The organism is Flavobacterium sp. N2820 (genome assembly GCF_025947285.1).
GTDB lineage: Bacteria > Bacteroidota > Bacteroidia > Flavobacteriales > Flavobacteriaceae > Flavobacterium.
Window position 1 is genome coordinate 1,829,003 of the sequence record NZ_CP110008.1, and the last position, 23,701, is coordinate 1,852,703.

Below are 23,701 nucleotides of genomic sequence, written 5' to 3' on the forward strand. Positions count from 1 at the left end.
TTAAAAATTAAGCGTTACCTTTTGCTTTTTTAATTACAGCTTCTGAAATATTAGAAGGTGTTTCTGCATAATGTGAAAACTCCATTGTTGATGTAGCTCTACCTGATGATAATGTTCTTAATGTTGTTACATAACCAAACATTTCTGATAAAGGCACATCTGCTTTGATAGTTTTAGCACCATTTCTATCACCCATGTCATTTACTTGACCTCTACGACGGTTCAAGTCACCTACGATATCACCCATATTTTCTTCAGGAGTAATAACTTCGATTTTCATGATTGGCTCTAGAATAACTGCTCCAGCAGCACGTCCTACTTCTTTATATCCCATTTTCGCAGCTAATTCAAAAGAAAGAGCATCAGAATCCACAGGGTGGAAAGATCCGTCTAATAAAGTTACTTTTAAACTATCTACCGCATATCCTGCTAAAGGACCTGCTTTCATAGCTTCTCTGAAACCTTTTTCAACAGCTGGAATATATTCTTTTGGTACGTTACCACCTTTAACTTCATTAACAAACTGTAATCCCATAGGAGCTTTACCGTCTACTAAATCAGCTGGTTCTAAACGGAATACGATATCACCAAATTTACCACGACCTCCAGATTGCTTTTTGTAAGTTTCTCTGTGTTGTGCCGATTTTGTGAACGCTTCTTTATATTCTACTTGTGGCTCACCTTGGTTTACCTCAACTTTAAACTCACGTTTCATACGATCTACAAGGATGTCTAAGTGTAACTCACCCATACCTGAAATAATCGTTTGACCTGAAGCCTCATCCGTTCTAACTGTAAACGTTGGATCTTCTTCAGCTAATTTAGCTAAAGCCATACCCATTTTATCTACGTCAGCTTTTGTTTTTGGCTCAATTGCGATACCAATTACAGGATCAGGGAATTTCATTGACTCAAGAATAATTGGGTGTTTTTCATCACACATTGTATCTCCAGTCTTGATATCTTTAAATCCTACAGCAGCTCCAATATCTCCAGCCTCAATATATTCGATTGGATTTTGTTTGTTAGCATGCATTTGGTAAATACGAGAGATACGCTCTTTATTTCCTGAACGCGTGTTCAAGATATAAGAACCTGCATCTAAACGACCTGAATAAGCACGGAAGAAAGCTAAACGACCAACATAAGGGTCAGTAGCAATTTTAAATGCTAAAGCTGCGAACGGCTCTTTTGGATCAGGACGACGTAAAATTTTCTTTTGATCTTCTTCTAATAAATCAGCATCATCAGGGTGAATTCCTTCGATACCTTCTTTATCCATTGGAGATGGTAAGTATTTACATACTGCATCTAACATGAACTGAACACCTTTATTTTTGAAAGAAGAACCAGCAATCATAGGAATGATAGCCATGTCAATTGTAGCAGCTCTTAAAGCTGTATTGATTTCTTCCTCAGTAATAGAGTTTTCATCCTCCATATATTTCTCCAACAAGTTTTCGTCGTAAGTAGCAATCTCTTCAATTAAAATTGAACGATACTCTTTTACTTCGTCAATCATATCAGCTGGAATAGGCACGATATCAAAAGTTGCCCCTTGCGTTTCGTCATGCCAAATAATAGCTTGGTTTTTTACTAAGTCAACAACTCCTCTAAAGTCATTTTCCTCACCAATTGGTAAAGTAATTGCAACAGCGTTAGATTTTAACATATCTCTAACTTGTTGACAAACATTTAAGAAGTTAGAACCTTGACGGTCCATTTTGTTTACGAATCCCATACGTGGAACTCTATATTGGTCAGCTAATCTCCAGTTAGTTTCAGACTGAGGCTCAACACCATCAACCGCACTAAATAAGAACACTAAACCATCTAATACACGTAACGAACGGTTTACCTCAACTGTAAAGTCAACGTGTCCCGGTGTATCGATAATATTAAAGTGGTATGGTAATGTTTCTGGCAATACTTTTCCTTGCTCTGTTGGGAAATTCCATTCACAAGTTGTAGCAGCTGAAGTAATTGTAATACCTCTTTCTTGCTCTTGTGCCATCCAGTCCATTGTTGCAGCACCATCATGTACTTCACCAATTTTGTGTGATTTTCCTGTATAGAATAAGATACGCTCAGTTGTTGTTGTTTTACCAGCATCAATGTGAGCAGCAATTCCAATATTTCTTGTATATTTTAAATCTCTAGCCATTTCTGTACGAATTAAAATCTAAAGTGAGAGAATGCTTTATTAGCATCTGCCATTTTGTGAGTATCCATTCTTTTCTTAACAGCAGCACCTTCTTCTTTAGCCGCAGCTAAAATTTCAGAAGCTAATTTACCTGCCATTGATTTTTCGTTTCTTCTTCTTGCATAAAGAATCATCCATTTGATAGCATAAGAAATCTTTCTATCTGGACGAATTTGCATTGGAATTTGGAATGTAGCTCCACCCACTCTACGTGAACGAACTTCTACGTGAGGCATAACATTTGTTAATGCATCTTTCCATACTTCTAAAGCAGATTTTTCTGCATCTTGCTTTTTAGTTTCAACGATTTCTAATGCATCATAGAAAACTTTAAAAGCTGTTGATTTTTTACCATCCCACATTAAGTTGTTTACAAAACGTGTTACTAACTGATCGTTAAATTTTGGATCTGGTAAAAGTGGTCTTTTTTTGGCCGCTCTTTTTCTCATGTCTTTTCTTTAAAAGATTTTAAATTACTTTTTCTTTCCAGTTGGTGCAGGTGCTTGTCCTGGTTTTGGACGTTTTGCTCCATACTTAGATCTACGTTGTGTTCTTCCTGCAACACCCGCTGTATCTAATGCTCCACGTACGATGTGGTAACGTACACCTGGTAAATCTTTTACTCTTCCACCTCTAACTAATACTATCGAGTGCTCTTGTAGATTGTGACCTTCTCCAGGAATGTATGCATTCACCTCGTTACCGTTTGTTAAACGAACCCTAGCTACCTTTCTCATTGCTGAGTTTGGTTTTTTAGGAGTTGTTGTATAAACACGAGTACACACACCTCTTCTTTGAGGACAAGAATCTAAAGCAGCCGATTTACTCTTCTTAGTTATTTGGGTTCTCCCTGTTCTTACTAATTGTTGAATTGTTGGCATAATTAAATACTAAAAAATTTTACTGTTTAAAATTCCCGCTTTTTACGGGGTTGCAAATGTAAGAATTATTTTTTACTTTCCAAATCATAATTTATTAATTTTCAATACGATTGTATTTTTGTAGTGTTTTGATTGGTATTGAGTTTCAAAAAAGAAAGACGAAAATTACTAAGAATTGTTGTGTTAGATTCTGAAACCAGTTCAGAATGACAAAGTGGATATAAAATTTATTTTACTTTTTTTCGTTTCTTTACTGCTATGAAATTACTTTTTGGTTTTATACTGTTTTTTTGCTTCCAATTTTCATTGGGACAAAATTTCTATTTAACCATAGAAGGAACTTCCGAAATCGAAAAAAAAACCATTGATAGCTTACAATATGAATCCAAACATTCAACAGTAGCATTACTTTTAGAAGAACAAAAACGTTTTGAAAGCAAATTAACGAATCAAGGTTTTTTTGATTGGTTACTATTGGAACAAAAAAAAGTAAACGATAGTAGTTTTGTTTTTAAATACAATTTGGGGAATTCAGTAAAAAGCAACATCGTATATATAGACAAACTTTCTGCCGAAGAAAAATCCCTATTGCAATTAGAAAATAACACTTTAGTAATCGCCATAAATAAAGTTGAAAGTTTCATGAAAGAAAAAATTACTTTATTAGAAAAGAAAGGTTATTCGTTAGCAAATTTGCAGTTGATAAATCAGCGAAAAGTTGACAACAATGTTTTTTCCGAATTACAACTAAAACTCAATTCAAAAAGAAATATTACCGATATCGTTATTATAGGCTACGATAAATTTCCAACAGGAATTAAAAAAGCAATTACGAAAAAAGCCAAAAAAGCGATTTTTAATCAAGATAATTTAAAACAGATAAACGATGAGTTTGACAAACTACAATTCGTAAGCCAGTTGAAATATCCTGAAATTTTATTTACAACCGATTCCACGAAAATTTTTGTGTATTTAGAAAAATCGAAACCTAATAAATTTGATGGTTTTATCGGCTTTTCAAACGATGACAAAAGCAAATTGACTTTTAACGGATATTTAGATTTGCAATTGCAGAACATTTTGAATTCGGGTGAAAAATTCAATTTGTATTGGAAAAACGATGGCAACAAACAAACCTCTTTTAATTTAGGAACCGAATTGCCCTATTTGTTTAAAACTCCCATTGGAATTAAAGCAAATTTGAGAATTTTCAAGCAAGATTCCACATTTCAAAATACGATTACTGATTTGAATTTGGGCTACTACTTTTCGTACAACACCAAAGCGTATTTAGGGTATCAAAAAACAAATTCAGTGGATATCCAAAATACAAACTCATTTAGCTTGAACGATTTTACCAATACGTTTTTGACCACAAGTTTTGAACACGTAACTTTTTCTCAAGACAATTTTATTTTTCCGGAACGAACAAAAGTTTTTACCAAAATCGGACTTGGAAACAGAACCATTTCGAGTACAAAATCAAATCAGTTTTTTGGACAATTAGAAGTTAGTCATCATTTTGAATTGAATCAAAAAAACAGTATTCTCATAAAAAATCAATCCTACTACTTACAAAGTGATGATTATATAATTAACGAATTGTATCGCTTTGGCGGCATAAACTCGATTAGAGGTTTTAACGAAAATAGTTTACAAGCGAATATTTTTAGCGGAATTATGGCAGAATATCGTTATTTGGCAGCACCAAATTTATACATTCACACCATAACCGATTATGGATATTTTCAAGACAAGACAGCATCAATTGACGATAAACTTTTAGGCTTAGGTTTCGGATTTGGATTATTTACCAAAAATGGCTTGTTCAATTTGATTTATGCCAACGGAAGCACAAGCGACCAAGCTATAAAACTTTCTAATTCGATTGTGCATATTAGTTTTAAAACGAATTTTTAATTTGGACATTTTGAAACCATCAAAAAATCAAACTAAAATCCTATCTTTGCGCCATGGAAAAAGACAACCAAATATTCGGTATTAGAGCAATAATTGAAGCAATTAACGCTAAAAAGGAAATTGATAAAGTATTCGTTCAAAAAGATGCGCAAGGCGACTTAATGCAAGATTTGATGAAAACAATGAAAAGAAACAACATCAACTTTTCATACGTTCCTGTTGAAAAACTAAACCGATTAACTCCAAATAATCACCAAGGTGCTGTGGCAACTATTGCTCCTATTTCTTTTGTTTCATTAGAAACTTTAGTAGAAGGTGTTATCGAAAGTGGTAAAAAACCTTTATTCCTAATTTTAGATCAATTGTCTGATGCGCGTAACTTTGGTGCGATCATCAGAACTGCAGAATGTACGGGTGTTGACGGAATTATTATCCAAAAACAAGGTTCGGCTCCTGTGAATGGAGATACGGTTAAAACTTCGGCTGGAGCTGTTTTTAATGTGCCTATTTGTAAAGTAGATCACATTAAAGATGCCATTTTCTATTTGCAAGGAAGCGGAATTAAAACCGTTGCGGCAACTGAAAAAACAGAGCAACACATTTATGACATCAACTTCAACGAAGGTGTAGCAATTATTATGGGTAGCGAAGACCGAGGAGTAAATCCTTCGGTATTAAAAATTGTAGATGAAAAAGCAAAATTACCTATGTTTGGCACAATTGAATCATTAAATGTTTCGGTGGCTTGTGGTGCTTTTTTGTATGAAGCTTTGAGACAGAGAATGTAGTTCAGTGTTCAGTGTTCAGTGTTCAAAATTAATCGTTATGAGAGCAACATTCTTTAGCTTAATTTTTCTTTTTTCAATTTTATCATATAGCCAAGATGCTTTGATTGGAAAATTTTGTTCTAATCTAAGTGAACAAAATAATATTCCAAATATTCAACAAAGATGCTATACTTTTAATGAGGATGGAAGTTTTGTTGAAGAAATCAAACTGGATGTTTCTATAATTTTGACTGGCAAATATCTTTTTTCAGATAATTTAATCACATTAAATTATGATGATGAAAAAAACGAAACTACTATTTTAAAAATCATCAAGATTTCTGATAAGAAAATCATTTTTAAATATTTATCAAAAAACAGAAGTAGTAAAAGAATTAAACTTTACAAATCAATTCAATAAAAACTACTTCTTCCCTCCCAAAAACTCATAAATCACTTTCATAGAAGAATTAAAATATTCCCGAATCACTTCTTCTGGTTTTGGTGGTGGATTGAAATTTCCTTTTTCGTCGAAGTTTTTCATAAAGGGATCGAGTTCTGGATTGAAATCGGGTTTTTGCCATTCATAGAAAATTGTTTTTCCAAATTGTGGCGTTTTCAAAACCAATGCTAAAGCCAATCCAACGAGAAATCCTGCTAAATGTCCTTCCCACGAAACACCTTCTTTCACATTTGGGAACATATACCAAACACTTCCACCATACAAAATTACGATGGTGAAAGATAAAGCTACTAATCGGTAATATTTGGTAAAAATACCTTTGAAGAAGATAAAACTTACCAAAGCATAAATTAATCCGCTAGCGCCAATATGATAACTCGGTCTTCCTAACAACCACGTTCCTAATCCTGAAAAGAGAATTCCTAAAAACAAAACCACAAACGACTGTTCTTTATAAAAATATCTCAAAATAGGCAACAAGACCAATAACGCAATGGAATTATTCGCCAAATGTTCAATATCGCCATGCAAAAAAGGACTAAAAAGAATTCCTTTTAAACCGAAAACTTCCCTTGGATAAACACCAAAATGCGACAAACTATGATGAAAATGCAATTCGTACCAAAAAACCGACCATAAAGTCAACACAAAAAATAACGGCAAATAAATGACCGCTTTTGTAAACTGAAAAGGATTATCGTGATGTTTTTCCATACTGAATCGAACTCAAAGATAAAGCCAAAAATATTTCTATGCACATTTGTCATAAAATTGTAATTTTACATCATGAATCAACCATTAGCCGAACGCATTCGCCCACAACAATTATCGGATTACATCAGCCAATTGCATTTAGTTGGACCTGAGGGTTCGTTAACACAACAAATTGCCAAAGGATTAATTCCGAGTTTGATTTTATGGGGACCACCTGGAACTGGAAAAACTACCTTGGCGCAAATTATGGCACAAGAAAGTAAACGTCCGTTTTACCAACTGAGTGCGATACATTCTGGCGTGAAAGATATACGTGAAGTTATTGAAAAAGCGAAACAAAGCAGCGGTTTATTCACGGCAAAAAATCCGATTTTATTTATTGATGAAATTCATCGTTTTAGCAAATCACAACAAGATTCTTTATTGGCTGCAGTTGAAAAAGGTTGGATAACTTTGATTGGTGCAACAACTGAAAATCCTAGTTTTGAGGTCATTCCCGCTTTATTGTCAAGATGTCAGGTATATGTATTGAATGCGTTTACTAAAGAAGATTTGGAAGCGCTACTATACCGTGCCATGAAAACCGATGCTCAGCTTCAAAACAAAGACATTCAATTAATAGAAACCGAGGCATTGTTGAGACTTTCGGGTGGCGATGGACGAAAATTATTGAATATTTTCGAATTGGTAATTAATGCTACAGAAAGTGATACCATTGAAATTACGAATGAAAAAGTAATGCAATTGGTACAAAAGAACACAGTGTTGTATGACAAAACAGGTGAACAACATTATGATATTGTATCGGCTTTTATCAAATCAATACGTGGAAGCGACCCAAATGGTGCTGTTTATTGGTTAGCTCGAATGATTGAAGGTGGTGAAGATGTGAAGTTTATCGCCCGAAGAATGCTGATTTTAGCAAGTGAAGATATAGGAAATGCCAACCCAACAGCTTTTATCATGGCCAATAATGCTTTTCAAGCTGTGGCAACTATTGGCTACCCTGAAAGTCGAATAATTTTGAGTCAGTGTGCAATTTATTTAGCCACATCTGCAAAAAGTAACGCAAGTTATATGGCAATTGGCAAAGCACAACAAATGGTAAAACAAACTGGCGATTTACCTGTTCCCATACATTTACGAAATGCACCAACCAAATTAATGAAAGAATTAGGTTACGGGGATGAATATAAATATTCACATGATTTTCCGAATAATTTTGCAGAACAGGAATTTTTACCCACTGAAATTTCTGAAACTAAATTTTTTGAACCAGGTGAAAATGCTCGTGAAAAAGAATTACGTCAGTTTTTAAAAAATAGATGGAAAGATAAGTATGGGTATTGATTCAGCGTTCAGCGTTCAGCGTTCAAAATTAAAACTTAACTTCTACTTTTTCAGAATACACTTTTCCATCGAAATCATATTCGAAAAACCAACCGCTATTTTTCTTTAAAAGAACTCCTTTAAAACTTTCTTTTCCTGCAAGAAAAACAGTATCTAATGATGTACTATAAAGCACCATAACTACATTATCTGAATAATTTACTAAAGTATAACCAGATTCTGTAGGAATTGCACGAAGTTCGCTATTGTTAATTATAGAATTAGATTTAAGTATTGGCTTTTCTTCAACTATTTTGTCAGCTATATCTGAAGAATTAGCCATGGTACTTTTAAAATTCATTACTCCCTTTAAACTATTAAGCGCAGATCTAAAAGCAATAGGATAAGCCTTTTCAAGTTGTTTTTCTCTTGTTGAACCTTGATCACTTGTATAAACAACTTTATTGTAACAATCTTTAATCTCAATATTAATTTTTGTAGAAAACATTGTATTACTTTCAGTTGCATCAGCAAATAAGGCAAGACAACGATTTTTAGCTAACTCATCCGGAAAATTATCTGTATCATAAAACACTTGAAATCCTTCCTTTTCAAAAAATGATTTTGCAATAAAACTAGTATTATATTTGTTCTCTTCTTTAAAAAATTCAAATTTCTTAGGAACAATGACGTACTTGTACTTTTCTTGTGCAAATGAAAATGTATAACTTACTAAAAGTAATAATAATGCTATTTTCTTCATGATTTATAATATATTTTTTAATTCCAATAAATGTTTAATTTGAACAACTTGATTTTCAACTTCAAAATTTTGTTCATTGAAAAACACAGCTTCAATTCCTGCTTCCTGTGCTCCAATGATATCCGCTTCGTAACTATCACCTATCATTAAACTCTCTTCTTTCGACGCGTTTGCCAAAGATAATGCAAAATCAAATATGTTGCGATGTGGTTTTTTTACTCCTGCCATTTCTGAATTAGTTATAGTTTCAAAATAATGACCAATGTTGGAATTCTTGATTTTCTTGGTTTGTACAGAGGCAAATCCATTGGTAATAATATGCAATTGATATTTTGGTTTTAAATAATCCAATAATTCAATTGCACCGTCAAACAAATGATTGTATTCGGGTAAATATTTAATGTATTCTTCAGATAATTGGTTTATAACTTCATCCGACACCTCAAAATGCAATGCATCGAAAACGTCTTTCAAACGATAATAACGTAAATCCTCATGTGAGATTTTATTCACTTGGTACAATTTCCAGTAATGCTGATTGCGCGGAATATAAATATTTAAAAAATCAGGTAACGATATTTCAAATCCTTGTTCTTTAAAAATAGTATCAAAAGCAAAGGCCGAATTTTTATCGAAATCCCAAAGCGTGTGATCTAAATCAAAAAAAAGATGTTTTTTATATTTAAAATGTTGCAATTTTATTTTATTTTTTTGAAACTATCTCTGCATTTTCAATATTATAAATCCAATTATCCACATCGGTTTCATTAACTTTGAACGTTCCTTTGATGGTTAAATAAGTATCTGTTTTTAACTTAGGAAAAGCGCCTTTAAATTTCAATCCAGCAATTGTTTCTGGACCCGATTTTCCGCAGAAAAAACAAGCGGCAAATACATTTTTACTCAAAGCATAATTTTTACTATCAATAGGCACAATAAACCCAGTTAAATATACGGTTTTATTGTGATACGATTTTAATTTTAAATTTACTTGAGGGAATTCTACTTCGCCATAAGATGCATGTTTTTTACGAATATATTTAATGTCCCCTAACAATTTCCATGTTAAAGTGTCGTGTGCAACTGTTGTTTTAGTATAGGTTTGGTGTTCAGTTTTAGCATTTTTTTCAAAACTCATTAATGAAATAAAGACTAGTAACGCTAAAGCTATTTTGATAAAATTACGCATTTGCTAATGTTTTTGATATGTTTAAATTATATGCTTTTATTGCTGGAATCAAAGCCGCAATAAAGCCCACAAATATAGTTACTAAAAATAAAGTTCCTTCTTTTTGCCAAAGAAACTCATATGGATTAAAACTCATCTTAAAATCTTCTTCAGATGAATTGGACAATAAACTCAATGCAATCCTTCCCAAAATCGTACCAAATATAAATCCAACTACACAAAGTAGTAAACTTTCTATCATTACTACTTTTAACAATTGAATTCTGCCAGCCCCATTAACGCGCATTAATGCAAATTCAGATTTTCGTTCTTTTAGTGTGTTGAATAACGCAATAAAAATTGAAATTCCAGAAATTAACATAATTCCATAAGCCAAATATTGCAAGGCAGTTACTCCAATTCCAAATAAACCAAACAAACGATTGACTTCAAAAGCAGGAGAAACAGCTTGCATTTTTGTGTTTTGAGGAATGACACGTTGCCAAGTTAATTTTGCCATTTGATTACGGATTTTTAGCAAAACTGCCGTGATTTCCATATTGGGCTCATCTAAAGTTAAATCGGATTTTTCGTGTTCTTCTCCTTCTTCGTGTATATGACCTTCTTCGCCATGTGCAGGATTTTCATCGTGTTGATGATGCATTTGCCAAACACTTGGAATGGTGCACAAAATTAAATTATCAACTACTTTTCCTGTAGGATTTGCAATTCCAACTATTTTATAAGCATATTGGTCATGCACTTCGCCTTCGGCAGCATCACCATGAGAACCGAAGAATTCATCACCAACTTTTAAACTTAATTTTTGAGCAATTTCGCTTCCCACTACTACTTCAAAATTCTTTTCAAATAGTTTACCTTCTGCTAATTTTGCTTTATACTTTGTTAAATAATCGTGCGTTGTTCCTAAAATTTTATAACCTCTGTAGTTATCACCGAATGCTAACGGAATTGCTTTTTCGACAAACGGATGTTCCATCCATACTTTTGCCGAATCGTAATTTATATTTCCAGTTGGAGCATCTACTTGGTAAACCGAAGACAAAATCAATTGCAACGGACTTCCTTGCGCGCCTAAAACCAAATCTACATCTTCTATATTGCTAGCAAATTTTTCTTCAAATTGCTTTTCTACCAAAATTAATGTGGTGATAATTGCCACACTTGAGGTTAACAAAATAACACTCAAAATAGTATTTAATGGTTTGAACCATATATTTTTCCATGCTAATTTTGTAATCATACCAAAGTAATTTTATTGATGAATTTTTCTTTAATTCGGCTATCGTGCGTTACAATTAATAAAGCAGCTTTATATTCTTTAGATAAAGAAGTCAGTAATTCGATTACTTTTTCAGCATTTTTATCATCTAAACTCGAAGTTGGTTCATCTGCCAAAAGCACTTTTGGTTCGTTTATTAAAGCACGAGCAATTGAAACGCGTTGTTGTTGGCCAATACTCAATTGTGATGGCAATTTAGATGCTTGATTTTCGATTCCTAATTGTTCTAATAATCTTTTTGCGCGTTTGGTGTGCTTTTTTCCTGTTGCCAACCAACTTGCCATTTCTAAATTTTCCAAAACCGTCAAAGCTGCTATAAAATGCGACTTTTGAAAAACGACTCCAATATGTTTCCCTCTGAACTTATCCGTAGCTTTTTCAGAAAGCGAAACGATATCCTTCTTATCAATTTCGATTTCGCCTTTAGCTGGTTTGAACAATCCCGCTAAAATATGTAGATAGGTTGTTTTTCCTTTACCCGAATCGCCAGTAATTAATAATGTACTTCCAGCTTCGCAATACAAATCTGGAAAAATAAATTCCTGTTCTTTACTGTAAGAAAATCGAATGTTTTTAGTGCTTATCATTAGTGTTTCAGCATTAATTTAGTGTTGCAAGATACTAAATTCGTTAGAAAAATTTCTTAAATAAATTCTAATAAAAAACCTTGCGCATAATGTAGGCACAAGGTTTCTCTATTGATTTATAACCTTTATTCTTCGTCATGTGTACACAATCCTACAATCGTATGAAAAGTATCGTGTAAACCATTTAAAGCCTCAGTAATTTTTGCATCAGAAGCTTTAGATTTTACTAATTTATCCAATGCTTTACTATCCTTAGCTAATTTATTAACTGCCGCCACAATTTCTTTTTTATTGAATTGTGCTGGAATTTTAGCTGATTTTAAAGCATTAGCTTTTTCGACCATTTCAGCACTTCTTTCTTTTATAGGTTGTAAGTTTCCTTCTTCACTTGGATGGAACGTTTGCGACATCACTTTGTGAAAGGTTTTGATTTCTGGCCAAGAAGCAAATGTATCTGGTTTTGGCATTGCTGCTTTGTATCTTTTGCTTACTTCTGTCCAGTTTACCACATTCCATAAAGCGGATAAATAATCGGCTCTTTTATTTTGATATTTAAGATAATAAGCGTGTTCCCAAACATCAATTCCGAAAATTGGGGTTCCTTTTACTTCTACAACATCCATTAACGGATTATCTTGATTTGGTGTAGAACTTACTACCAATTTCCCTTCTTTAGTTACTACTAACCAAGCCCAACCTGAGCCAAAACGACTTGCTCCAGCAGCGTTTAATTTTTCTTTCAAACCGTCTAAATTTCCAAAAGTTTCATTAATCGCTTTTTCTAATTCAGCCGACATTTTGGTATTTTTCTCTGGTGTCAGAACCGACCAAAACAATTCATGATTATAATGTCCTCCTGCATTATTTCTAACAGCAGGTGTCATTGTAGAAATTTTTGCAAAAATTTCGTTTAAGCTTGATTTTTCATCTACAGTTCCGGCTAAAGCTGTGTTTAAATTTTTAACATAAGCTGCGTGGTGTTTGCTGTAATGTATTTCCATTGTTTGTGCATCAACAAAAGGCTCTAATGCATTATAGGCATATGGTAATGCTTTTTGCGTAAATTGAGCAGACGCTGTTACTGTTACTAAAAGTGTTGCAACTAGAAGTTTTATATTTTTCATAGTATATTAATTTTTGATAAAATTACGGCTTATCAATTAGATAAAAAACTACCAAATCTTAAAATTTCCATAATTGTTGGTTTAAACGCAAAGAGCACTGAGATTTTTCGCAAAGTTCGCAATGGAAAAATTCACTAAAAACTATCAGACTATGTGTTTTAAAAAATTCCTTCATCCTGAAAACTCAAATAGCCGTTTTCGGTAATAATAATATGGTCTAAAACCTGAATTTCTAATGTTTGCCCAGCTTCTTTGATTCGTTTGGTGATTTTTAAATCGGCTTCACTAGCTATTAATTTTCCTGAAGGGTGATTGTGCGAAAGAATTAATCCCGTTGCATTTTGTTCAAAAGCAATTTTAAAAACCAAGCGAATATCCACAACAGTTCCTGTGATTCCTCCTTTTGAAAGCTGGGCTTTATAAATAACTTTATTGGAATTATTAAGATACAATACCCAAAATTCTTCGTGAGGCAATTCACCAATTATAGGTTGCATAATATTAAAAACTGCTTTGCTAGAGGTAATCTTTTTGAGATCGATAGCGTCTTCTGCTCTGCGTCTTCTTCCTAATTCTAATGCTGCGGCGATGGAAATGGCTTTTGCTTCTCCAATTCCTTTAAATTTCATGAGTTGGGCAACCGAAATTTTCCCTAAAGTATTCAGATTGTTTTCGGCGGAAGCTAAAATATGTTGGCACAATTGCACGGCACTCTCATTTCGAGAACCAGAACCAATTAAAATAGCTAATAATTCGGAATCGGATAAGGTAGATTTACCTTTAAGAAGAAATTTTTCACGTGGGCGATCGTCTTCGGCCCATTGATTGATTGGCGTGTACATAAAATTTTATTTTGGCGTTTATAGAAACAAAGTAACTTAATTTTTTAAACTCCTCAAAATAAATAGCTTAAAAATTGCGTTTGAATTTATAATTTGTCATTTCAAACGCAGTCGAGAATTTTTAAAAAGTATTGACTACGACTTCGCTCAGTCTAACAAAAATATAAACCATGAAACTAATTCTTCCATTACTATTAATCTGTTTTTCTTTTGGATGCAAGAAATCTGAAAAAATTACAGAAAATATATCTGAATCAAAACCAACAACTCAACTCATAGAAAACCCAATCGATTTTTATGAAAAACTATCCAATGCAGCGATTTCGATAATTAATCCTGATGTAGTTTATACGCCTTCTTATGTTAGTATAAAATATCCAAATGGGGATGTTCCTGCAAAAACAGGTGTTTGTAACGATGTTGTGATTCGTGCGTATCGAAAATTAGGGATTGATTTGCAAAAAAAAGTTCACGAAGACATGAAAACAAATTTTTCAAAATACCCTAAAACTTGGGGTTTAAAAACTACTGATAAAAATATCGACCACAGAAGAGTGCCTAATTTAGAAGTTTTCTTTGCTCGAAAAGGAAAAACTTTATCCATTACAAAAAATACAAGCGATTACAAAACAGGCGATATAGTTACCTGGCTTTTAGCTGGTGATGCTATTCCTCATGTTGGTATTGTAACGCACATAAAATCAAACAATGGCAACCCAATGATTGTGCATAACGTGGGAAGTGGACAAGTTTTAGAAGACTGTTTGTTGAGTTGGAAAATTGTGGGGCATTATAAATACAGCAATTAGACAATTTCAATGTGCCAATTAAATCTCGAAGAAAATTGGCAGATTGACTAATTGATTAACCCTTTCACCTCATCAAAATTCAATCCTCCGTAATTTCCTGAACTCATTAATAATAAAGCGGAATTATCTAAATTTTTGCTGAATAAAAAATCTTTGAATTCGGTTGGATTGGTGAAAATAATTAAATCTTCCCTTTGGAATGATTGTGCGATTTGGTCATACGTTACTTCATCCAAACGTTTGATTTTTACGGCATCGGGCGAATAGAAAACTACGGCAACATCCGCTGCGTCTAATGCTCCTTGGTATTCTTTTAAGAATTCGGCATTTAAACTGCTATACGTGTGCAATTCTAAACAAGCTATTAATTTTCTATCTGGATATTGTGCTTTTACGGCCTTTGTAGTGGCTGAAACTTTACTTGGCGAATGCGCAAAATCTTTATACGCGACTTTATTAGCACTCTCGGCTATTTTTTCTAATCGTTTTGAAGCACCTTTGAAACTGGCAATGGCTTCGTAAAATTCGGCTTCGTCAACACCCATGCATTGGCAAATCCATTTGGCGCCGGCTAAATTGCTTAGATTGTGTGCCCCAAAAACTTCAATTGGCATTGGTCCTTCTGGTGTATCTAATAAAGTTGTTCCGTTTTCAACGGTGTAACTTGGTGTTTGGTAGGCAATTTTTCGAATTTGATTTTCAGTTTCTTCTGCTACTGATTTTACTGCTTCGTCTTCTTCATTGTAAACTAAAATTCCGCCACGCGTGATTTGATTGGCAAAAATTCTGAATTGTTCAACATAATTATCAAACGTTGGAAACACATTAATATGATCCCAAGCAATTCCTGATAACAAAGCAATATTCGGTTGGTACAAGTGGAATTTTGGTCGCAAATCGATGGGTGAAGTTAAATATTCATCGCCTTCTAATACGATAAAATCGTTGTTTTCGGTTAAATGTACCATCGTATCGAAACCTTCCAACTGTGCTCCTACCATATAATCTACTTCGATATTGTGATAATGCATTACGTGTAAAATCATCGAAGTAATTGTAGTTTTTCCATGCGAACCACCAATAACTACTCGGGTTTTATTTTTCGATTGTTCGTATAAAAATTCAGGATACGAATAAATTTTCAAACCTAGTTCTTGTGCTTTTAATAATTCTGGATTATCAGCTTTAGCGTGCATTCCTAAAATAATAGCTTCAATATTGCTTGTTATTTTTTCTGGAAACCAACCTTCTTGCACCGGCAACAATCCTTTTTTCTCTAAACGCGATTTTGAAGGTTCGAAAATGGCGTCATCACTACCCGTTACATGATATCCTTTATTGTGTAATGCTAATGCTAAATTGTGCATGGCTGCCCCGCCAATGGCTATAAAATGTGTTCTCATTTTTTATGTTGAATTGTTAATTTGTTAATTTGTCAAATCGATTAAACGATTAAACATTTCAACAATTACACTATTTATTTTCAAATTCTAGTTTTAACTTATTTGCTTTTGATTTGTCTTTCAACTTGTTCAAATATAAGTCATATAATTTTTCGAAGGTGGTTTTTGAATTGCCAATTTCGTGTGCTTTTTTGTAGTTGACTTCTGCATTTGTATAGCGGCTAAAATATACATCAATATACCCTTTTGCTAAGTACCCATCGACTTTTGAAAGTGTCATTAACTCAGTGGCATATTTTTGTGCTTTCTTTTCACTACCACCAATAATTGCGGGTAACTCAATGTATAACATTACTAACGCCCAACGTGTTTCGACATGCTTTGCATCTAATTTAGCGGCAGTTAAAAATGATTCTTCAACTTCATCAATCATTCCTAAAGCCTTGAATTTATTAGATTCTTTGGCTTTCATACCAAGAGCACCACCATATTTATACCAATAGTTCGCTGCTTTTGGAAAACTATTTTTCAACTTTTTATAATGAATAATCGCTTCATCCCATTTCTTTTGATGACCGGCAATATCTCCAAGATATTCAAGTGTTTTAGCATGATTGGGTTGGGTTTTTAAATGTTCTTTAAAAACTTTTTCAGCATCGTAATATTTTTTTTGCGCATAAAGTTTTTCCGCTTTTTCAAAATTTGATTGAGAAAAAGCTGAAAAAGAAAGTAAAATTAAAAACAATTGAATAATTTTCATTCTCCAAAAATAGTGAAATGATTTTAGTTAACTTTACTTACAAATAATTTAATTTCAATCTTTCCAACCTTTTTATATTTTTTATACTCATTAAAAAGAAACAGACTATTATGCGTAAAATATTATTCTTATTGTTATTTGTTAGTTCTTTCAGTTCGTTTAGCCAATACGATGACAAATGGAAAGAAGTTTATAATTATGAATTAGATGGGAAAATTAAATCTGCAGAAGAAAAAGTGCAGGAAATATACAAAAAGGCCAAACGTAAGAAAGACGAAGTTCAAATTGTAAAATGTTTTTTTTATTTATCAAAATTTGAACAAATTTTCAATGAAAAAGCGCAAACCACAATTATTGTAAATCTTCAAGATGAAATTAGAACTGTTCAACCCGTTTCAAAAGCGTTGCTGAACTATATTTATGCAACTGTTCTAGAAAAATATTATCAAAGATTTTCGTATCAAATTAGCAAACTAACTCCTGTAAAAAATCAAAAAAGTAAAGATTTCTTAATTTGGTCATCTTCTGATTTTGAAAAAGAAATTGAAAAAACGTATGCTTTGTGTTTAAAAGATGAAGAAATATTAAGAAATACTTTTCTAAATTCTTATAAGGATATCTTTGAAATTAGTCATGCCGTTGATGCTAAAAATTTTAGTATCTATGATTTTATTTCTCAAAAATGTATTGCATATAATAAAACAAAATTAAACAATAAGTATTCGAATAAAGCACTGGATTATCCAAAAGACATAACACCTTTTTATGAAGAAACAGAAGTTTTCTTATTTCAAAATTTCGATACAATAAATGAAAAAGAATTAAAAAACTTGGTAAAAATTTTACAAAAAAATGAAAAGTATTATTCTGCAAACCAGGACAAAATTGACGAAAAATATTATGAACGTTTAAAAATTTTCAATGGAATTTTTATAGATTATACTCTTTTTTTGAGCAAAATAAATGCATTAGAAAAAAAGACAAACAACTTGTTTTTAAAACAATATCTAAGACTCGATCGAGTAAAACACTATCAAAGTCGTTCTTTTAAAAATGATGATAAAAATTTAAACGAAAAAGCACTAAAATTAATTGATACAATTCTTGAAACTAAAGTAAACTTAGATGCTTTGGCAACTGCCGAAAATATTAAAATTGAAATTCATAAGAAATCGATTTATTTACAATTGCCAAAAATAACTTATTCAAATCAGAACAATAGAGCTTACGTGAGATTTAAAAACATTGATACAATCACCATTTCTTATTATCCATTACCTCATAAATTAAACCATCTTTTTGAAGAAAATTATTATAGAAATAACATATTCTATAAAGATTCTATTGTAAAAGATTTGGTTAGTAAAAATAAAGTTATAAAAAAACAAATCGTTAAACTGCCTAATAAAAATGACTATTATGAAACTTCAACTGAATTTTTATTAGATAAATTAGAGGTTGGAAATTATTTGGTATATGTTGAAACATCAAATCAAAGTAATTTAGATAAAAACGCATTTGCTTATCAAAGATTACAAGTAACTGATCTATTTGTTTTTGAAGACGATGAAAAAAACAAAGATGTCTTTTATACTTACAACAGAAAAACAGGTAAACCAATTGAAAATATAAAATTCAAAAATGAAGTTGAAAGTTCAATTAGCAACTCAAATGGAAAAGCGTCTTTAAATCCAACAAAATATGAAAAAGATGTAACGTATAGCCATAATGTTGAGATAACGCATCAAAAAGACACTATTTTAAAAACCTATAACAGAAATTTCATTTATAGTAATGATTTTGAAGACGATGAAGATGAAAATTTTGAAGCAAAAGCTATGGTTTATTTTGACCGAGCTATTTATCGTCCTGGGCAAAAAATGTATTACAAAGGTATCATTATTCAAAATTTGAATGATGAAAAAAGTGTTGTTCCGTTTGTAAGTGTTCATGTAACAATAGAAGATGAAAACAATTCTGTTTTAAAAGAATTTGATGTACAAACAAATGAATTTGGAAGTTTTTCGGGTGAATTTGATATTCCAAAAAATGTATTGACAGGCGAGTTTAGCATTGAGATTGATGAAGCTGAAAATTATGAAATAGATAAAAAATATTATGACAAAGATGAAGACGAACATAAATTTTGGGATAATGTAGATTTTAACTCTTATGAAAGTTTTCGTTTTAAAGTTGAGGAATATAAACGTCCAACATTTGAAGTGAAATTTGATGAAATAAAAGAAAATTACACCATTGGCGATACATTAAAAATTAAAGGAAATGCTAAAGCATTGGCCGGAAACAATCTTAGCAACGCTAAAGTAGCTTACTCTATTACAAAACATATTTCATCCAATAAATATGTACCCTATCAAAAAAATTATATCAATAAAGAAATTACAACCGATGAAAATGGCAATTTTTTAATACAATTTACTGCAACTGATTCTATCTTATCAAACGAAGAAATAAATGCTTTAAATTTTAGTATTGAAGCTACTGTTACAGATACAAATGGAGAAACTCGCACTGCTTATCAGGAAGTCATTGTTGGGAAAGAAATGTTAGAACTAAATTTAAAATTTAAAAATTACTTAGTTGTTGAAGAAAATAACATTTTAAAAATTAATGCCACAACGCTAAATAATTATCCAATTGATACTAAAGGAACTTTGAAAGTCTATGAAATTCAACAGAAAAAATATTTAAAAAACAGATTGTTTTATTATCCTGAAATCCGAGCGTTTACTCGTGAAGAATTTGAACGTTTATTTCCGCACGAAGCCTACGATGAATCAGATTATGAAACTAAAGATGTTTTGATAAAAACAATTTCATTTGACACAAAAAACAGCAAAGAAATTAACTTAGATTTTTTAAGAAATTATAAAACCTCAAAATTTAAAATAATAACTGAAGCTTATGATGCAAAAAATAATTTAATTAAAATTGAGAATGAGCTTAATGTAAAATCAAAAAAAGAACCATTTTTAAATGAAAAACTTTTTGTTTTTAAAGATATTTCTGATGAAAAATCAAATTTCCATACAATTGAAATTCAATCTATTATTCCCGATTTATATGTTACCTCGCGATTTTATATTGACGGAAAATCAGCAAATAACGTTCAAACCACCCAACTTAACAATGGAAAAGCAATTTTTAAATTTCCTAAAACAAACGATTATAAAGACAAACTCACTTTTTACTTCACATCCGTTTGGGAAAATTTAATGCATCAAGAGTATCATACAATAAAACAAGAAACAACAGAAAACAAACTAAACATTGAAATTGAAAGTTATCGCAATAAAATTGAACCAGGAAGTGTTGAAAATTGGTCGTTTAAAATTTTAAATCAAAAATTAGAATCTGAAGTTTTGGCAAGCATGTATGACCAATCATTAGATCAATTTGTAACAGATGGTTGGAAAAATATTCTCTTTAACGATAAAAATTATTATACAATAACACCAACTACTGAAAATGAATATCCATACACATCTGTACAATTAAATAACTTTATCGATTTAAAAAAACGCTATTTTAATGTCCGAACGAATACAGATTTAAATTGGTTTGGGTTTGACTTTACAAATCCTAAAAATGAATATGTAATTAATAATTATTACAATAACATTAAAACAAAAACACGCATTCCAAAAGACGCAAAATTTATAATTGGAATTGTTAGTGATGATCTTGGACCAATAGCTGGCGCAAATGTTAGCGTACATGGAACAGATAGAGGAACGGTTACCAATTTTGATGGAGAATTTGAAATTGAAGCCGCTAAAGGTGAAACACTGTTAGTTTCTTACGCTGGAAGCAGTGAAATGGTTTTAGTTGATAATAGAAAAGATTATACAATTACTCTAAAAGCAGTTGAGATACATGAAGTTACAGTTATGGGTGTATTGGGAATAAGAAGAAAAGTAGATGCAGTAACTTCCTCTAATCAAGTTGTTAATAATGCAGAGCTAACACAATCTGGAAATCAAAATGTATTGCAGACATTAGCGGGAAAAGTTTCTGGTTTACAAATTAATACAACAAACAATGGAGTAAATTCTACTACTAGAATAGTACTTAGAGGAAATAGATCAATTTCTGAAAAAAACGAAGCATTGGTAGTTATAGATGGCGTAATTTCTAACGCTAATATACTTCAAAGTATGCAAGCTGAACTTATTCAAGACGTACAAATTTTAAAAGGTATGCAAGGTGCTGCACTTTACGGAGAGCAAGGTAGAAACGGAGTAATTATAGTTACTACCAAGAACGCTTTAAAAGAACTAACTCAAGTAAAAACCAGAACCAATTTTAATGAAACTGCTTTCTTTTATCCGAATTTAAAAACAGATAATAATGGAAAAGTTTCTTTTAATTTTACAACACCAGAATCATTAACACAATGGAAATTGCGATTATATGCACATAACAAAAAAGCAGAAACGGGTTACTTTGAATCGAGTGTTATTTCGCAAAAGGATGTAATGATACAAACCAATATGCCACGATTTGTAAGAGAAAACGACACCATAAACATCTCGGCAAAAGTGATAAACATGACCAACGAAACTAAATCTGGAATTGCTATGCTACTGCTTTATGATGCTTCAACAATGAAAATAATTGATAGTATTGCTTTAAATTTTAACAACACTAGAAATTTCAGCTGTAAACCAAAAGAAAGTGTTCCGGTGAATTGGAAAATTACAATTCCAGAGGGTGTACAAGGATTGCAATATAAAATTGTAGCTAAATCCGGTAATTTTAGTGATGGCGAAGAAAATATTCTGCCAGTTTTGAGCAATAAAATTCTAATAACAGAAAGTATTCCGATTTGGGTAAAAGGAAATTCTAAAAAAGAATATGCATTTGAAAATCTTAAAAATAACAATTCTAAAACCTTGAAAAATCATTTATTCACGTTAGAATACACCTCTAATCCGGTTTGGTTTGCGTTGCAATCACTTCCGTATTTGATGGAATATGAACACGAGTGTGCGGAACAAACTTTTTCAAGATATTATGCCAATTTTATTGCCACCGAAATAATCAACAGTAATCCAAAAGTTGCTTCGTTATTTGATTCTTGGAAAAATAATCCGAAAGCAGTTTCAAAACTCACACAAAATGATGAGCTAAAATCAATTGTATTAAATGAAACGCCTTGGTTACTTGATGCCGAAAACGATGATCTAAAAAACAAGCGCTTGGCTTTACTGATGGATTTAAACACAATGAAAGAATCGCAAGAAAAAACACTAAAAAAATTAGAAGAAAAACAGAAATCTTCTGGTGGATTTGCTTGGTTTGATGGAGGAAACGAAAATAATTACATCACGCAACACATCGTAGCTGGTTTAGGGCATTTAGAAAAAATGTTCCCTCAAGATAGTTCAAAATTTGATGGAATTATTACTAAGGCTATTCCGTATTTAGATGCCAATTTTATAAAAACAAACACTTCAAAAAACGAACGTTTAAGTTATTTTTATTACTCTAATTTGCATTTTTTATATGCCAGAAGTTTCCATTTGGATAAAATGCCTATTTCTAAAAAAATGGATTCAATTATAAACATTCAAAAAAAGGAATACAAAACCAATTGGTTAAACTATTCGTTATACAAAAAAGGGCTTTTAGCATTAACCATGTATCGATTTGGCGATGCAGCATTTGCTCAAAAAATCATATCAAATTTAAAAGAAACTGCCGCTCGAAATGATGAATATGGAATGTATTGGATTGAAAACAAAAACGGCTATTATTGGTATCAATCGCCAATTGAAACGCAAGCATTATTAATAGAAGCTTTTGCCGAAATTGAAAAAGATAAAAAATATGTTGATGAAATGAAAGTTTGGTTATTAAAGAACAAACAAGTCAATCGATGGTCAACTACAAAGGCAACTTCAGAAGCAATTTATGCCTTATTATTACAAGGAACTGACTGGACAAGTATAAAAGACAACACCAAATTTAAAATTGGAAATGAAAAAGTATTGACAAAAAAACTTTCTGAAAAAGACAAAGAAGCAACAACAGGTTACGTCAAAATGAATTGGTCTGCAGCAGAAATTTCTAAAGAAATGGGAACAATTTCAGTTGAAAACAAAACCGAAGTTCCAGGTTATGGTAGCGTTTATTGGCAATATTTTGAGAATTTAGAAAACGTAAAATCTGATAGTACAAAAGTGTTGTCAATTACAAAAAACGCTTACAAAAAAACCAAAACTACATCAGGAAATGAATTAGTAGAATTATCAAAAGAAAATCTAAAACCTGGCGATTTAGTAACCATTCAGTTAATCATAAAAACTGAAAACGATTTAGAATTTGTACATTTAAAAGATTTACGCGCATCGTGTTTTGAACCTGTAGATGTAATTTCAGAATATAAATGGAAAAATGGCTTGGGCTACTACCAAAGTACAAAAGACATTGCTACTCATTTCTTTTTTGATACAATTAAAACCGGAACTTATGTATTAGAATATGATGTTCGTATTAATAATTCGGGAAGTTTTAATGATGGAATCGCAACATTACAAAGTATGTATGCACCAGAGTTTACAGGACATTCAACAAGCACAAAATTGAAAATTCAGGATTAGTAAATAAAAAAACGCCTTGATTACTCAAGGCGTTTTTTT

Annotated in this window: 18 protein-coding genes and 1 pseudogene; 6 read left to right on the plus strand and 13 right to left on the minus strand. The window is 31.8% G+C overall.

Going from position 1 to position 23,701, the window contains the following annotated elements; translation table 11 throughout:
• Positions 1 to 7 precede the first annotated feature (7 nt).
• From fusA to rpsL, 3 genes are read right to left on the minus strand one after another with little or no spacing between them, the layout of a single operon-like run.
• Positions 8 to 2,164: an elongation factor G gene (gene fusA, locus OLM52_RS08935; RefSeq protein ID WP_264548181.1), complete on the minus strand. Its 2,157-nt coding sequence runs from the start codon at positions 2,162 to 2,164 to the stop codon at positions 8 to 10.
• A gap of 11 nt (positions 2,165 to 2,175) precedes the next feature.
• Positions 2,176 to 2,652 carry a 30S ribosomal protein S7 gene (gene rpsG / locus OLM52_RS08940; RefSeq protein WP_264548182.1) on the minus strand — a complete coding sequence of 159 codons (477 nt, stop codon included), beginning with the start codon at positions 2,650 to 2,652 and terminating at the stop codon, positions 2,176 to 2,178.
• A gap of 24 nt (positions 2,653 to 2,676) precedes the next feature.
• Positions 2,677 to 3,084 (minus strand): 30S ribosomal protein S12, encoded by a 408-nt coding sequence (gene rpsL, locus OLM52_RS08945; protein WP_026725646.1) that lies wholly within the window; start codon positions 3,082 to 3,084, stop codon positions 2,677 to 2,679.
• Positions 3,085 to 3,390: 306 nt separating this feature from the next.
• On the opposite strand from rpsL, the gene OLM52_RS08950 reads away from it, so the two are divergent.
• From OLM52_RS08950 to OLM52_RS08960, 3 genes are read left to right on the plus strand one after another with little or no spacing between them, the layout of a single operon-like run.
• Complete coding sequence (locus OLM52_RS08950; protein WP_264548183.1) at positions 3,391 to 5,004, plus strand: hypothetical protein; 1,614 nt, start codon at positions 3,391 to 3,393, stop codon at positions 5,002 to 5,004.
• A gap of 53 nt (positions 5,005 to 5,057) precedes the next feature.
• Positions 5,058 to 5,792 (plus strand): 23S rRNA (guanosine(2251)-2'-O)-methyltransferase RlmB, encoded by a 735-nt coding sequence (gene rlmB / locus OLM52_RS08955; protein ID WP_153200730.1) that lies wholly within the window; start codon positions 5,058 to 5,060, stop codon positions 5,790 to 5,792.
• Between the two features lie 37 nt (positions 5,793 to 5,829).
• Positions 5,830 to 6,192 carry a hypothetical protein gene (locus OLM52_RS08960; protein ID WP_264548184.1) on the plus strand — a complete coding sequence of 121 codons (363 nt, stop codon included), beginning with the start codon at positions 5,830 to 5,832 and terminating at the stop codon, positions 6,190 to 6,192.
• Between the two features lie 3 nt (positions 6,193 to 6,195).
• On the opposite strand, the gene OLM52_RS08965 is transcribed toward OLM52_RS08960, so the two are convergent.
• Positions 6,196 to 6,948, minus strand: coding sequence for a rhomboid family intramembrane serine protease (locus OLM52_RS08965; RefSeq protein ID WP_264548185.1), 753 nt, complete (start codon positions 6,946 to 6,948; stop codon positions 6,196 to 6,198).
• A gap of 72 nt (positions 6,949 to 7,020) precedes the next feature.
• Between OLM52_RS08965 and OLM52_RS08970 the strand changes: the two genes are divergently transcribed.
• A complete protein-coding gene (locus OLM52_RS08970) occupies positions 7,021 to 8,298 on the plus strand; it encodes a replication-associated recombination protein A (protein ID WP_264548186.1) in 1,278 nt (425 codons plus the stop codon).
• 28 nt (positions 8,299 to 8,326) lie between these two features.
• On the opposite strand, the gene OLM52_RS08975 is transcribed toward OLM52_RS08970, so the two are convergent.
• From OLM52_RS08975 to radC, 7 genes and pseudogenes are all read right to left on the minus strand, one after another.
• Positions 8,327 to 9,040 carry a hypothetical protein gene (locus tag OLM52_RS08975; protein ID WP_264548187.1) on the minus strand — a complete coding sequence of 238 codons (714 nt, stop codon included), beginning with the start codon at positions 9,038 to 9,040 and terminating at the stop codon, positions 8,327 to 8,329.
• Between the two features lie 3 nt (positions 9,041 to 9,043).
• Positions 9,044 to 9,736, minus strand: a complete 693-nt coding sequence (locus OLM52_RS08980) for a YjjG family noncanonical pyrimidine nucleotidase (RefSeq protein WP_264548188.1) — start codon at positions 9,734 to 9,736, stop codon at positions 9,044 to 9,046.
• Between the two features lie 7 nt (positions 9,737 to 9,743).
• Positions 9,744 to 10,229, minus strand: coding sequence for a hypothetical protein (locus OLM52_RS08985; RefSeq protein WP_264548189.1), 486 nt, complete (start codon positions 10,227 to 10,229; stop codon positions 9,744 to 9,746).
• Positions 10,222 to 11,472 carry an ABC transporter permease gene (locus tag OLM52_RS08990; RefSeq protein ID WP_264548190.1) on the minus strand — a complete coding sequence of 417 codons (1,251 nt, stop codon included), beginning with the start codon at positions 11,470 to 11,472 and terminating at the stop codon, positions 10,222 to 10,224. Before OLM52_RS08990 ends, OLM52_RS08985 begins: the two co-directional genes overlap by 8 nt.
• Positions 11,469 to 12,098: an ABC transporter ATP-binding protein gene (locus tag OLM52_RS08995; RefSeq protein WP_264548191.1), complete on the minus strand. Its 630-nt coding sequence runs from the start codon at positions 12,096 to 12,098 to the stop codon at positions 11,469 to 11,471. The genes OLM52_RS08990 and OLM52_RS08995 overlap by 4 nt, the downstream gene beginning before the upstream one ends.
• Before the next feature lie 464 nt (positions 12,099 to 12,562).
• Positions 12,563 to 13,222: pseudogene (locus OLM52_RS09000) on the minus strand (superoxide dismutase); the annotation flags it as partial.
• A 158-nt stretch (positions 13,223 to 13,380) separates the two neighbouring features.
• The gene (gene radC, locus OLM52_RS09005; protein ID WP_264548192.1) at positions 13,381 to 14,064 is read right to left on the minus strand and encodes a RadC family protein; all 684 of its coding nucleotides are present in this window, start codon (positions 14,062 to 14,064) and stop codon (positions 13,381 to 13,383) included.
• 170 nt (positions 14,065 to 14,234) lie between these two features.
• Between radC and OLM52_RS09010 the strand changes: the two genes are divergently transcribed.
• Positions 14,235 to 14,873 carry a DUF1287 domain-containing protein gene (locus OLM52_RS09010; protein ID WP_264548193.1) on the plus strand — a complete coding sequence of 213 codons (639 nt, stop codon included), beginning with the start codon at positions 14,235 to 14,237 and terminating at the stop codon, positions 14,871 to 14,873.
• A gap of 47 nt (positions 14,874 to 14,920) precedes the next feature.
• On the opposite strand, the gene OLM52_RS09015 is transcribed toward OLM52_RS09010, so the two are convergent.
• Together OLM52_RS09015 and OLM52_RS09020 are read right to left on the minus strand one after the other, a co-directional pair.
• Positions 14,921 to 16,276 carry a UDP-N-acetylmuramate--L-alanine ligase gene (locus tag OLM52_RS09015; protein WP_264548194.1) on the minus strand — a complete coding sequence of 452 codons (1,356 nt, stop codon included), beginning with the start codon at positions 16,274 to 16,276 and terminating at the stop codon, positions 14,921 to 14,923.
• A gap of 70 nt (positions 16,277 to 16,346) precedes the next feature.
• Positions 16,347 to 17,036: a tetratricopeptide repeat protein gene (locus OLM52_RS09020; RefSeq protein WP_264548195.1), complete on the minus strand. Its 690-nt coding sequence runs from the start codon at positions 17,034 to 17,036 to the stop codon at positions 16,347 to 16,349.
• Between the two features lie 110 nt (positions 17,037 to 17,146).
• Between OLM52_RS09020 and OLM52_RS09025 the strand changes: the two genes are divergently transcribed.
• On the plus strand, positions 17,147 to 23,662 hold the full coding sequence (locus tag OLM52_RS09025) for an MG2 domain-containing protein (RefSeq protein WP_264548196.1): 6,516 nt from the start codon (positions 17,147 to 17,149) through the stop codon (positions 23,660 to 23,662).
• The last annotated feature ends 39 nt before the right edge of the window (positions 23,663 to 23,701 follow it).